The sequence below is a fragment of the Flavobacterium sp. F52 genome (assembly GCF_000278705.1).
In the GTDB taxonomy this organism is placed as follows: Bacteria; Bacteroidota; Bacteroidia; order Flavobacteriales; family Flavobacteriaceae; genus Flavobacterium; species Flavobacterium anhuiense.
Map to the genome: position 1 here is coordinate 51,363 of NZ_AKZQ01000043.1, position 13,799 is coordinate 65,161.

The window sequence follows — 13,799 nt, forward strand, 5'->3', positions numbered from 1 at the left end:
TTTAATTTTTAGAAGGTCACATTTAAACCGAACAAATACGTTCTTGTTTTTGGATAGAAGTTATTTGAATCTACACCAGGAGCTGTTCCTCCTTGTTCTACCTCAGGATCAATTCCAGTATATTTAGTAATCACAAATACATTATTTACCGTGTGATAAAGGCGAAGACTGCTTATGAACCTGCCTACTTTACCAAAATTATATCCTAATGTCATGTTGTCCAATCTTATATAGCTGCCGTCTTCGATAAAACGATCTGAATATTTAAATGAGTTTAAATCATTTGGAGATTCATTTCCTGCATCAACCAAAATATTATTGGTCATTGCCGTACTTGGTCTAAACAAATCGGCACGAGTTGCGTTGAAAATTTTATTCCCGAAAACTCCTCTGAAGAAAATACTTAAATCAAATTTTTTGTATTGAAAATTATTTGCCCATCCCATCAATAATTTTGGCTGTGCACTTCCTGCATAATGATAATCTACTCCGATTTGCGGTGTTGTTGTCAAATCTCCATTTTTGTCATAATACTGAGAAACCCCAGCTGCATTTTTCCCTGCATATTTCAAGGTAAAGAACTGTCCAAGAGGTTTTCCTTCTTTAAAAATTTGCAAAGTACTTCCTGTTTGTCCGCCTCCGTCTGGCTGTACACGACGGATAGAGTCACCTCCAACAAAAAACGGACTAGTTAATTTCACGATCTCATTTTTGTTATGAGCCAAGTTCAGGTTAGAATTCCAGCTGAAATTTGCTGTTTTAACTGGAGTTGTGCTTAAGCTAAGCTCAATACCTTTGTTAGACATTGTACCTCCGTTTGCTACAATTGTTCCTACTGGCACCAATACTGGATTAACATTATAGTTGAAGATCATATCTGTTGTCTTCTTGTTGTAAACATCAACAGAACCTGTTACTTTTCCTTTCGCAATAGAGAAATCAAGTCCAATATTTGCTGTCGCTGTTTTTTCCCATTTCAAATCAGGATTTGCAGCCTGGTTAGGTCCATAAGCCCCAATCTGCTGTCCGTTATAATAAAAAGTTCCTAAACTTCCAGATATAAATTGAGCCGTATAAGCATTAAACCCAGAAGAATTTCCTGTTACCCCCCAGCTTGCACGCAGTTTCAAATCGCTAAAAATATTCTGGTTCTGCATAAAACTTTCCTTGTCCAATCTCCATGCACCTCCTACAGATGGAAAATATCCCCATTGATTATTTGCACCAAACATAGATCCACCGTCTCTTCTTAGAGATCCTTGCAAAAGATATTTGTCTTTATAATTATAGTTTAAACGTCCGAAGTATGAGATTAAACGTGTTTTTTGATAGGCTTTGCTATCTCCAAAATTTACTACATAACCATTAACTGAAGTGTAATTACTTAAAGCTAAGTTATTGTATCCAACATTGTCTACAGGAAAGTTTGTCGTTGTAGCCTGAAAACCATCTCCTAAAGTATTTTCCTGCCATGAGTACCCCAAAACAGCTTTTATTTTATGATCTCCAAATGTTTTATCCCATGTAAAGAAACTCTCAATAATATTATTTCTAGTTTCATAAGAATTTCTCAATGCAGAGCCATTTACACCAAAGTTAACCAAAGTTTTTGTCAAAGGTGGATCTGGGTTGTTGTAAAAGTTCGCACTATTGTATTGAGAATAATAACTGTCATAAAACTCTCCGTGTGAAGCCGTTAATCTCTGATGTGCTAAATTCAAATTATACGTAATTCCAAAAGGAAGTTTTACTTCTGCAGTAAGATTCCCTACAAGGTTATCTGTTCTAGTTTCGTCAGTACCATGTTCAATTAAAGCTACAGGGTTAAAATATCCTGGGCTCACAAAATTTTCAAATAAACTTCCATCAGGATTTCTTACTGGAGACACAGGAAGATAACTTGCTGCTTGCAAAAGTACCGTATTACGTTGTGGTACATTTTGATATTTTGTATTTGAATTAGTAACATTCAAACCAAATTTAACTTTATCATCAAAAGCATATTGCTCAACAGACAAGCGGGCAATAATACGAGAGAAATCACTTTTTAACATAACTCCTTCTTTATTAATCGAAGTGATGCTTGCAGTATAGCTTCCGTGATCTCCTCCACCACTCATAGAAAGATTATGGCTGCTTGATTTGGCACGTCCAGGTCTTAAAATTTCTTTTTGCCAGTTCGTGTTGGCACCTTTGTCATTTTCTGGAGTAAAGTTTAGATTGTTTTTTGTTGTAAAATCTCTCAACTGATCTGCATTCATCATATCCAGATTGTTTGAAACTTCTTCCCATCCAACATATCCATTGTATGCCACTTGCGTTCTACCCTTGCTTCCTTTTTTTGTTGTTACCATAATAACCCCATTTGCAGCACGGTTACCATAAATTGCCGTTGCTGCAGCATCTTTCAAAACGTCAATAGTAGCAATATCATCTGGAGAAATCACAGAAATGTCTACACCAGGAATACCGTCAATTACATAAAATGGTCCTTGAGAACTATTTAACGTTGAAGCTCCACGCAAAACCACAGAAGCCGTTTTTGTTGGATCGCCGCTTGAAGAAATATTCAAACCAGAAACTTTTCCTTGCAAAAGCTGTCCAACGTCGCTGATTGCTCCTCTGTTCAAATCTTCAGCCTTAACAGATGAAACTGCAGTGGTTAAGTTTTTACGAGATCCTTTACCGTAACCAACAACAACAACTTGCTCTAAGTTGGTTGTGGTAGACATCATTTTAATCGAATAATTGTTTTTTGTCCCGTCTAATTTTACGGCTTGATCTTCAAACCCCATAAATGAAAACACAAGTGTTGCATTTTTGTTTGAAGCCGTAAATTTAAATTTTCCGTCAAAATCTGTTGTAACAGTATTAGTTGTACCTTTCTCAAGTACATTAACTGCTGGCATAGGAATACCTTTGTCATCCAATACAACACCGGACACTTCTGTCTTTTGTGCCCAAGTATTAATTGAGAAGCCAAAGAAAAAGGCTAATAATAATAGTTTAAGTTTTTCCATTGTAAATGTTGGTTATTTTAGTTAAAGTATTGACGAAATTAGTGCTAAAGAAATGTTAACAAATGGACAAGTTATTCATAAACATGGATAATTTCTATAAAGTCAATGATAGTAAGGTTTAGCGACGTTTTTTTTATACAATTATATAATGAAAAACTGACTAATAAATCGATTTCGGAAATTTTTCTTCTGCATACTGATGGTGTGGCTTTATGTTATGTTATTAATATTGGGTTAAAATATGTATATATACGAGTTATTATCACATAAGAATAAATTTATTTGCTTTCTGTCCAATTAATTTCCCAATTTTTAATTGATTCTCTTTCTTTATTTTCATCAAAAGAAGTATTAGTAACGGCTGCTTTTTTTAGAGCCTCCAAAAACATTTTCCATCTTGGCCAGTAAAATCCTTTGTACATTCCTTTCCATGACCTTGAAGCATAGTCATTCAAATGGCCTTCTCCACCCCATAGGGTAATTAATGTTTTGGCATTTTTAGCATACAATGAAGAAACTTCTGGTGAACTTCCATAATCTGAGGCCGATTTCACCCATTGATTTAAATTATTTAAAGGCTGTCCAGACATCATCTTATCTGTTTCTAAAACTTGTTTTTCGATCTGTTTAAACAATTGATCTCCTTTTGCAATGTTTTTCTCCTGATACGCTTTTATGCATTCAATCAATTCTTCGTCAATAGAAAGTGAATTATAATGTCTCGAAACATCTATTAAATCGTATTGAATAAGATTGTTCTTATTGTACTTTTTAGCTTCTTTTTTTAAAATATCCAAAGCTTCTTTTAATTTGATTTTATCTCCCGGATTTCCTTTAAACTCCGTAATTTTCACTGTAGGACGTTTGAATAATAGATATGCTCCAGCCCAGTCGTTCCACCAACGTGTTTCCCAATATTTAACATTATAAACCGATTTGAGCAATAATTCCCAAGCATGAAAAACAGATTCTGAAGTCTGTCCATACCTTGCATTTAAATATTTAGCCATCCAATCATTTAAAGGCTGTTCTGCTTTAGTCCATGGCAGATCATATATATATTCGTAAACTATCGAATTATTGTTTAATCCTTCTGGCATTGCTCCGTAGCCTACAATATTTCCTCTATTTGGATTTTTAAGCAAGCTTGCCAATTCATCTTTATAAAAATTCAAATCTCCATAAACTGGGTTTGATCCTCCGTAATTATGTACATACCCGTATGTCCATTGTTTGCCATAAAAAGCTTCCTGATTTTCCCACACCTTATATCTATCGTTGGCGTAATCTTGAACCATCACTTTCTCATTTGGAACTTTGCTTAAAAATGCCTTCGTTGCTTCCTTAGTCCAAAATTCTTTGTTATCACCAAAAAGCCATCCCTGCATAACCCAAACAGCACCAGGAGCGGCTTCATCTATAGTTTCATAAACAGCGCTTCCATAATTGGAAAGTTCTTCATATTTATTGTGCTCAGAAACAGGAGGCTCGATTTCATTGAAGGAATCGGCTAAATAAAAATTAGACTTTCCATACATTTTGGTATAAATTTCAATAAAACGCTTTCCAATTTGTTTGAATAATGGATCTTTGGAATCTAATAGAAAAGTACTCGCAAATCCACCGCCTGACCATGATTTAAGTTCTGTGATTTTAGCTTCGGGATGCTTTTCGGCGAAAGCCTTTGGCACATAACCGCTAAAAGCCGGTACGACAGGATGCATGTCCAACGCTTTCATTCTTTCTAAGATTTTCTTCTGAAGTGCTTCTTTTTTAACAAACCATTCTTGTGGCAATGGACCTTCCAAACTATTAATATTGCCCATACGCTGCCAAGGAAGATAAGCTGGTCCTGCAAAATGAGATTCTAACTGCGAGCTGGTTAAGCCATATTCTTTCCATAATTCCTGCCAAACCGCTTCTTGACCTTCCATTGCTGTCGGCAGATTGATTCCGTGCAATGCCATCCAATCAATTTCCTGTTCCCAACGTTTCCAGTCCCACCACGGAGTTGTATAGCCAAAAGTACAGGCATTCAGATATTCTCTGTACTGAAAAGGCGTTTCTCCTTTTTTTGAATATTTCGGCCATGTTTTAGGCAAATCAATTCTGTTTCCCTCCCAACTGGTCAAAACTGCTCCTATGTCTCTTAAGAAATTGTATGCGGCATAACAGATTGCGGTATTAGTCGAACCTTTTATCTTGACCAAATTATTCTCTGTCTCAATTTCAAACCATTCCGAGTTACTTTTTTTGTTTTCATCAAGACTTAACTGAAATTCGTTGGCGCGACTTCCCACAAGTCTTTCAATAACTCCAAAAGCACTTTTTGTCTTTTCTTCATTTTGGCAATATCCTTTTACTGGACCAAAAAACAATAGCATAAAAGCTATGACAGCCAATTTTAGGGAACTGCTCTTTTTAATTTTAAAATTCTCGCTTTTCATATAAATCACATATTTATTAAATTGTCTTAATCACTTTGGCTTAACAAAACAAAGGAGATTAAATAACTATTAATCTCCCCTGCACAAACAAAACCTAACAAATTTTACTAACATTAGCAGTCTTACCCAAAAAACCATAACAACGAAGTAAGATCTGAACTGAAAATAAAATTATATATAATGCTATCCCATAAGATGGATTTATCGGTCAAAAGCATAGACATATTTAACAGTCTTTTTATTCGTTCAAATTGAAGGTTAGCTACTTTTGTAACTAATATAGATGCGTATGGAATACATAAAAATAAAACCCTGCAAGGAATTAGAACCTTATATTCATTTCTTTTGGGAACTAAAAGGAAACCCATACGAAGCGCAGTGGGAACGGGTTTATCCAGACGGATGCAGTGGAATTATTATAAATTTAGGAAGCAACTGTTTGACAGATAACGGATCTCTACATCTGGAATTCGGAAAAACTTACGCTGTTGGTGCTATGAATTCCTATAAAGACAGTTTAATTGATATGGATACTCATTTAGCTGGCGCATGTCTAAAACCTGCCGCTTTTGCTAATTTCTATAGCTACGACCCGCAAAATATATTGATTAATAATACTGTTGAATTTGAAAAATCTAATTCATTTCATGCTGATAAGATATTTGAAAAACCATTCGATTATTTTAACCGCTTCTATTTGGATAGAATAAACAACAAAAACATTCCTCTGCAATCTGTTATTAGGGATATAGATTTAACAAACGGACAAATCAGCATTTACGAATTAGCTAAAAAGAATTGCACAACGGTGAAACAGTTGGAGCGTAATTTTAAAAAATACATTGGACTCTCTCCAAAAGAATATTCAAATATTATTCGTTTTCAAAATGCTTTAAATATTATCCAAAAAACAAATCAACATCGAAGCCTTTCGAATATTGCATTTGAATGTGGCTATTACGACCATTCGCATCTCAGTAATGAAATTAAGCGAAATACTGGATTTTGGCCTTCATCATTATAATTTGTCGCATTTTTACAAAGTATAATCGGTGGCACAAAAGTACATTTGACAGAACATTAAAACTTAATAAAAAATGCGAAAAATATCACTTTTCATCGCTATGAGCTTAGATGGCTACATAGCAAAGCCAAATGACGATCTTAGCTTTTTGAAACTTGTAGAAAAAAAAGATGAAGATTATGGATATGCTGAATTTACTGCTAATGTAGATACTTTAATTATTGGCAGAAAAACATATGATTATGTGCTAAAGGAAATCGGTGCATCTCATTACGACAACGGCCAAAGAGATGTTTATGTCATCACTCGAACTGAAAGGCCACAAATAGGGAGGACAATTTTTTATACAGGAAACATAGCCGAACTAGTCGAGAAGCTAAAATCTGAAAAAGGAAAAAATATTTATTGTGATGGCGGCGCTGAAGTAATAAATGAACTGTTGAAAAATAGTTTAATCGATGAATTCATAATTTCAATTATCCCTGTTTTATTAGGTAATGGAACCAAACTTTTTAAAGACGGCAGACCTGAGCAAATACTTGAATTTGTTTCGGCAAAAACATTTGAAACTGGATTAGTGCAGCTGTATTACAAAAAGAAATAGAATATTATTTTTCAGAATTATTTAAAAAATGATTTCGCAGCAAAACGATTCCATTCCACACAATAACATGTATCTTGCAAAACGAACCTCCCTTTGGCAGAATCTATTATATCAGGGTCACTATATTTCTCGCCATTTCCTGCGCACTAATTCCGTTGTGCATCAACTATTCAGTCTAAGAGCATAAAACACTAGAGGCAGCACAAATTTACGCTGCCACTAGTCTAGTTTAAATCTAATTTTAAACTAAAATGAATTATGATTTTTTCAATCCTTTGTTTTAAATATTAAGTGACGGCTTTCCTGAAGCAATCGTGTATGCTTCTTTAAGCGCTTCTGAATAGGTTGGATGAGCATAACTGATAGAAGCCATGTCTCCCGCGGTCACTTCGTACTCTAACCCTACAACGGCTTGTGCGATAAGATCTGCTGCTCTAGCTCCTATAATGTGCACACCCAATAATTCGCCATATTTTGGATCAGAAATCACCTTCACAAAACCCTCCTGCTCCATACCTGCTCTGGCTCTGGCGTTGACTGCAAAAGGAAACTTGCCTATTTGATAAGCAACTCCATCTCTTTTTAATTCCTCTTCCGTGGCCCCTACAGAAGCAACCTCTGGCCAAGTATATACCACGGAAGGAATACGGTTATAATGAATGTGCGGTTTTTGACCATTTATCCTTTCCACCGCAAATACAGCTTCTTCCTCGGCTTTATGAGCCAACATGGCTCCACCAATAACATCACCAATAGCGTAAATATTAGGTACTGCTGTTTGGAGAAGTTCATTTACCTTGATAGTGCCATTGGCATTTAATGTTACATTGGTATTCTCCAGCCCCAAAGCAGTTACATTGGGTTTTCTACCTACTGCAACTAACACATAATCAACCTTTAGCTCATTTTGTTCGCCTTGTTTATTTTTGAAATACACTTTAGCTTTTTCACCCAGATTTTCTGTTTTGTAAACCGCTTGTCCCAATTTAATTTCAACACCTTCCTTACTTAAAATTTTAGCCAAAGCACTTCCGAGTTCCTGATCCATATTAGCAATAAGGTTATCAGCATACTCTAAAATGGTCACTTTTGTTCCTATTCTATTAAAGATCGATGCCATTTCAACACCAATTACGCCACCACCGATGATAGCAATATGTTCAGGCTTCTCTTTCATATCCAACGCTTCAGTAGAAGTAATTACCCTTTTTTTATCTATGATGACACTAGGAATCGTAGCTGGTTTAGATCCTGTAGCAATAATATATTTCTTTGATTTTAAAAAAGTTTCGGTCTGATCGGCATGTGAAACTTTAATTTGTTCATCGCTGACAAAAGAAGCTATACCATGAAGTACGCTGATTTTATTCTTTTTCATCAGAAATTCTAGGCCTTGTGTGTTCTTCTGCACCACCTCGCTTTTGCGTCTGTAAAGCTGCTCAAAGTTTAGCTGGATATCAGAAAATTCTATTCCATGCGCTCTAAAACTCTTCCCTGCATCTGCATAATGATGCGTGCTATCCAGGAGTGCTTTCGTAGGAATGCATCCCACATTGGTGCAAGTACCGCCCAAACTGTTATATTTTTCTATTAAAACTGTTTTGTAACCAAGCTGTGCGCTTCTAATTGCGGCTACATATCCGCCAGGACCTGATCCTATAACGGCAATATCAAATTCTTCCATTTTATTATTGTTTATTATTTTATAATTCAAAATAAACCAATCGGTCTTTTTTATAGTAAAAAAAATTATGCTCTTAACTGCATAATCATTTTTTCCAAAAACGACATTGCTACCTTGAGCTCGGTCATTCTATTGTTCACTTTTGCTTGCATAAATGCCCCTTCGATTATCGAAATCATAATCACAGCCAATTCATTTGGATCTGTTTCTTCTTTTATTTCCTTTTCTTCAATACCTCGTTTTACCTGATTCACAATAGCAGTTTTCCAAAGATCAAGTGCCTTTTGCGCGCGTTCCTTAAGTTGCGGATGTGTATCATCTGCTTCTGTAGCTGTATTGAGTATCGGGCATCCCGACTGTAAAAACGGATATTTATAGTAGTTTTTATACATTTCTGGATAAACCAACAATCCTTCAACTGAATCGCCTGTTGCTAGGATGCGTTCTTTCATATGCTGGGTAATCTTCGCAAAATTGTAATCAAAGACTTTCAGGGCAATTTCATCCTTATTTTCAAAATTACCATAAATACAGCCTTTCGAAAGCCCCGTTACGTTCATCAAATCATTGATGGAAGTACCTGCATAGCCTTTTGTATTAAAAACCGATGCCGTTTTTTCTATAATTAACTGCTTAGTATTTTCTGACTTGGATGTCTTTATTTTCATGGCCCTTTTTTTTACTATGACAAAATTACAATAAAAAAAGAACAATCGGTCTTTTTTATAAAAAAATACTGCTTCGCTTCTTGATTGTAAGCTTTTATTTTTTGATGCGAAGAAATGTCAATCAATAACATCTTAATAGATAAAAAAACTTAAGTTTTAAAGCTCCTAAAGCATTTAAACTTTTTTCGTTAATAAGTATAAAATAAAAATCAATAGACTCTCGTATCTTTAAAAATCACACATTATTAACCAAACTTATTTTTCTATTTTCCGCTACTTAATAAATTGGATGATAAAACCACCTTTTGGAGCCAAGCTATATTTCCATTTTGAACTTACAGCATGCGATTCTATTTTAAAATCCATTAAAGGATCTTTCCCTTCAGAAATAATCCTGAATTTTGAAAAACCTTTGCCGTATTTTTTTAAATCAATTGTTATGGTTTGATTTACATTAGTTCCATTAATACCCACGATATAAGAAAGATTATCTTTCTGGCGTGACAATACTAATGCTTTGCCCGGCTCTCCAATAATGCATTCTGTTTTATCCCATGTTGCTGGCATTTCTTTCAGTAAATTCTTCAACTCATTCGGGAGTGAATTAAAAACCTCTTCTGAATCGGCAAAATGAATTATTCCTGAAGTATAAATCATGGCCATAGCCAATTCGTGCGTCGCTGTATTTAAACGAGTGTACTTTCTAAAAGTCAAAGCAAATGGCGTATAATCTGCTGGTCCTGCAACGTTTCTTGTAAAAGGCAATACAGTGTTTTGCTCCGCCGCTTTTTCAGGAAATCTTGGCTCATAAAAATAACTTTCAGTTCCTAAAATAGCCTCAGCTGTTACGAAATTCGGCCATGTTCTATGCCAGCCTCTTGGCATTGTAGTACCGTGCAGATTTACCAAAAGATGTTCTTTGGCTGCATCTTCAAAAACCGACTGCAGCGTTCCCATAACTTCCTGTCTGTCTGAACACCAAAAATCTATTTTAACTCCTTTTACGCCCATTTCTGCCAGCTCCTTAAATCTCTTCTTCCTTTTATCAGCGTCAAAATATTCAGCCGAATAACCCCAAACCAGTGGCTGAACTCCTTTCGACAAAGCATCGTCAATAATTTTTCCTTCTCTGTTGGCTTTTTCCCATCCAGCGTCAAAAAGCGTGTATCTAAATCCAAATGATGCCGAAACATCTGTAAACTTTTTATACATTTCTGGCGTAAAATCTTCAGGATGTGACCACCACGACCAAGCCGCTTTTCCTGGAACAATCCATGAAGTCTCTTCAATTTTAGAAGCTGGAGCCAAATCGGTAATCATGGTAGACAATAATATATCTCCTGCTTTATCTCCAATCATAATTACTCTCCAAGGCATTGTCCAAGGCAAGTTTGATTCAGGATATGCAATTCCTTTATCAGCTAAAGGCAGTGTGAATTTTTCATCATTTTTAGCAAAAGCGATTCTGTAAATTCCATCTTTAGAATCTGAATCTAAATGACAGCCCGGAAATGAACCATCAGTTCCTGATTCTGCAATTAAAATCCAATTTTGAGTATTATTTACATTAAAAAGCGCCGGCATGCACCAGCCAACTGATTCACCTCTGGCACCATTTATAGGATCTCCAGGCTTTACATTAATATAAAAATCCTCATAACCTGGTGTATAATCTCCTGCTTTGTTATAAGGCTGCAACCATCCCTTTACATTCTGAGCTATATGAAAACCTGTCAATTCATTTTTAAGTATTCTAGTTTGCTTTTCCTGCTCGGGAAACTTATATCTAAAAGCAACACCTTCTTGGCCTGCAATTAAATCTATTGTCATTAAAGCGTCTTTGCTGTTTTTGAATGTAATGCTTTTGCTTTTAAAAACATGATCTATTACTTTGTTGTTCGCTACTTTAAGTTCGTATTGCTCACGCTTTTCTTCAATAGCTGAAACTTTTGCAACAGACAAGCCTGATGAAAAATCCTGATTTTCAAAAACAAGTCCAAGAGGCGAATCTTCGATTATTGTTTTATCTTTACGGGAAACCTTGTACGATAATTTTCCGTCTTTGGTCAGAGACAAATTGATTTCATTGAGATTATCTTTTGATTTTAAAGAAAGTTCTTCGTTTTGTGCAACACAGCTCGTTAGCACAAAAAATACCACAGGTATCAGCACACTTAAAGATCGGTTAAGAAAGATTTTTTTCATTTTATAATTATTAGAGGTGATAGTTCCTTTTGTTATTTTATTACATCAAAAGCATACATAATAGTTTCGTTATAAACTTGTCCGGATTGGAATATCGTATTCGGAAAATGCTGGTGATTTGGACTGTCGGGATAAAACTGGCACTCTAAGCAGAGTCCGTCAAATGAACTGTATAATTTATTATGTTCTCCAACAATATCACAGTTTAAATAATCTCCTGTATACAGTTGTACTCCAGGATAAGAGGTGTAAACACGCATTATTCTTCCCGATTTTTCATCATACAATTCGCAGACAGCATTTTCATTTTTAGTTTTTCTATCAAAAATATAATAGAGATTAAGTCCGTTGTTTTGCATCACGTCTTTTAATTCATCTCTCAAAAACAAATATTCGTCGGCGAGCAAAATTTTTCCAGTTGGAATATAATCAACAGTACTTTCCAGAATTTTTGATCCTTGAATGGTTAACTGATGATGATGTATTTTTTCTTTACAAGCTGTCAAATTAAAATAAGAATGATTGGTAAAATTTAACGGAGTTGGTTGATCGACTTCTGCCAGAAAATCAATTTTAAGTTCGTTTTGATCTGTCCATTTATAACGTACTATTGTTTTCAAATTCCCAGGAAAACCACCCTCTCCATCTTTACTTTCAAGAGAAAAAATTACGGCATCTTCTTCTACAATACAATCAAATACTTTGTTATTAAATCCAGCCGAACCACTATGATTATTATTTTTACCATCGTTTTTATCGAGATAATAGATTTTATTTTTGATAGAAAATGCCGCATTATGAATTCTATTTGCAAAACGGCCAACAGTCGCTCCTATATAAGATTGATCTTTTACATAACCTTCTAAAGTTGGAAATCCTAAAACCACATTTTCTTTGTTTTCCACTTTATCTGGCACTACTATGGATTTTACTATGGCACCATAATTAATAAGTTCGACATAGTTGCCGTGACTATTTGTGATCTGAAATTTGAAAATCTCTTTCTCATCATGCCAGCCAAAAGACTCCCAAACAATGTTATTTGTAGCATTCATAAAGTTTTACAAAAAGTTTAGAATTTGAAGTGTTAGTATAGAATTTCAAATTTAGTTTTGATTATGGTTCTCAAAATGGACATTTTTTGTGAAAGCATGGATTAAATTACGATATTTGAAAAACACAATCTGGATCATGAAAAATGCAACACAAAAAGAAAAAACAAAAGTCAAAGAAGGCTTTCTAGGACAGCGAATGATTGTAATTCCAAAGAATATACTTTCGATCATTAAAAAGAATCCGCTTATAGCTGGTTTATACTTTACGGATATTGGTGTTTTCCCTAATGCAAGTCATCATTCCATGAAACGAAAACATGGGAGCAAGCAATACATTTTAATTTATTGTTACAAAGGAGAAGGCATCATAAGCAAAGAAAATAAAACCATAACATTAAAAGCCAATACCTTTTATATTATACCTCCTGAAGTTGCACATGATTATTATGCTTTAAAACAAAATCCGTGGAGTATTTACTGGATCCATTTTACGGGAATGCAAGCTCCTTTTTTCTATGATAAATTCATTGCCGAACATCCTGACACTGCACCTCAACTATCACTTGAAGAAAGACGCATAGAACTTTTTGAAAACATATTAGACGTTATGGAAGACGGCTATAGCGCCAGTAATCTCGAATTTGCTAATCTTTCTTTATGGCAGTTACTAAATACCTTTTTGTATGAAAAATTCTTCATTCAAAAGAACCGAAAATTTTCAGAGGATAATACTATTGAATCGGCTATTGACTATATGAAAAAACATCTCGATATTTCCTTAAAAATTAATGATGTTGCCGCTTATTTTAATTATTCTCCTTCTCATTTTTTTACACTATTTAAGAAGCAGACTGGTTACTCTCCTATACATTATTTCAATTATTTAAAAATGCAGAAAGCCTGCCAATATCTGAGCTTTACCACTATGAGCATAAAAGAAATCAGTTTTAATTTAGGGTTTAATGATCCTTTATATTTCTCTCGTTTGTTCAAAAAAATCATGAGTACTTCACCAATACAATATCGAACCGAATACAAGCAGTAACGCAATTGTTTTCGTATTTAATCATTCAATAGTAAAAAATCAGATTA

General features: G+C 34.7%; 9 protein-coding genes. 3 read left to right on the top strand and 6 right to left on the bottom strand.

Annotation, left to right across the window (positions count from 1 at the left end; all coding sequences use genetic code 11):
- Positions 1-8: 8 nt before the first annotated feature.
- Together FF52_RS22750 and FF52_RS22755 are read right to left on the bottom strand one after the other, a co-directional pair.
- Complete coding sequence (locus FF52_RS22750; protein WP_008469284.1) at positions 9-3,020, bottom strand: SusC/RagA family TonB-linked outer membrane protein; 3,012 nt, start codon at positions 3,018-3,020, stop codon at positions 9-11.
- Positions 3,021-3,298: 278 nt separating this feature from the next.
- Complete coding sequence (locus FF52_RS22755) at positions 3,299-5,467, bottom strand: alpha-N-acetylglucosaminidase (protein WP_008469285.1); 2,169 nt, start codon at positions 5,465-5,467, stop codon at positions 3,299-3,301.
- A gap of 289 nt (positions 5,468-5,756) precedes the next feature.
- On the opposite strand from FF52_RS22755, the gene FF52_RS22760 reads away from it, so the two are divergent.
- Both FF52_RS22760 and FF52_RS22765 read left to right on the top strand, forming a co-directional pair.
- Positions 5,757-6,491 carry a helix-turn-helix transcriptional regulator gene (locus FF52_RS22760; RefSeq protein WP_035692295.1) on the top strand — a complete coding sequence of 245 codons (735 nt, stop codon included), beginning with the start codon at positions 5,757-5,759 and terminating at the stop codon, positions 6,489-6,491.
- A gap of 73 nt (positions 6,492-6,564) precedes the next feature.
- Positions 6,565-7,095, top strand: a complete 531-nt coding sequence (locus tag FF52_RS22765) for a dihydrofolate reductase family protein (RefSeq protein WP_035692297.1) — start codon at positions 6,565-6,567, stop codon at positions 7,093-7,095.
- A gap of 280 nt (positions 7,096-7,375) precedes the next feature.
- Here the strand turns inward: FF52_RS22765 and lpdA are convergent, their stop codons facing one another.
- The 4 genes from lpdA to FF52_RS22785 form a co-directional block, all read right to left on the bottom strand.
- Positions 7,376-8,779 (bottom strand): dihydrolipoyl dehydrogenase, encoded by a 1,404-nt coding sequence (lpdA, locus tag FF52_RS22770; protein ID WP_008469288.1) that lies wholly within the window; start codon positions 8,777-8,779, stop codon positions 7,376-7,378.
- 65 nt (positions 8,780-8,844) lie between these two features.
- The gene (locus tag FF52_RS22775; RefSeq protein ID WP_008469289.1) at positions 8,845-9,447 is read right to left on the bottom strand and encodes a TetR/AcrR family transcriptional regulator; all 603 of its coding nucleotides are present in this window, start codon (positions 9,445-9,447) and stop codon (positions 8,845-8,847) included.
- Between the two features lie 273 nt (positions 9,448-9,720).
- Positions 9,721-11,652 carry a glycoside hydrolase family 97 protein gene (locus FF52_RS22780; RefSeq protein ID WP_008469290.1) on the bottom strand — a complete coding sequence of 644 codons (1,932 nt, stop codon included), beginning with the start codon at positions 11,650-11,652 and terminating at the stop codon, positions 9,721-9,723.
- A 32-nt stretch (positions 11,653-11,684) separates the two neighbouring features.
- Positions 11,685-12,707, bottom strand: coding sequence for an aldose epimerase family protein (locus tag FF52_RS22785; protein WP_008469292.1), 1,023 nt, complete (start codon positions 12,705-12,707; stop codon positions 11,685-11,687).
- A gap of 88 nt (positions 12,708-12,795) precedes the next feature.
- Here FF52_RS22785 and FF52_RS22790 point away from each other — a divergent pair, with 88 nt between their 5' ends.
- On the top strand, positions 12,796-13,752 hold the full coding sequence (locus FF52_RS22790; RefSeq protein WP_237718571.1) for an AraC family transcriptional regulator: 957 nt from the start codon (positions 12,796-12,798) through the stop codon (positions 13,750-13,752).
- The last annotated feature ends 47 nt before the right edge of the window (positions 13,753-13,799 follow it).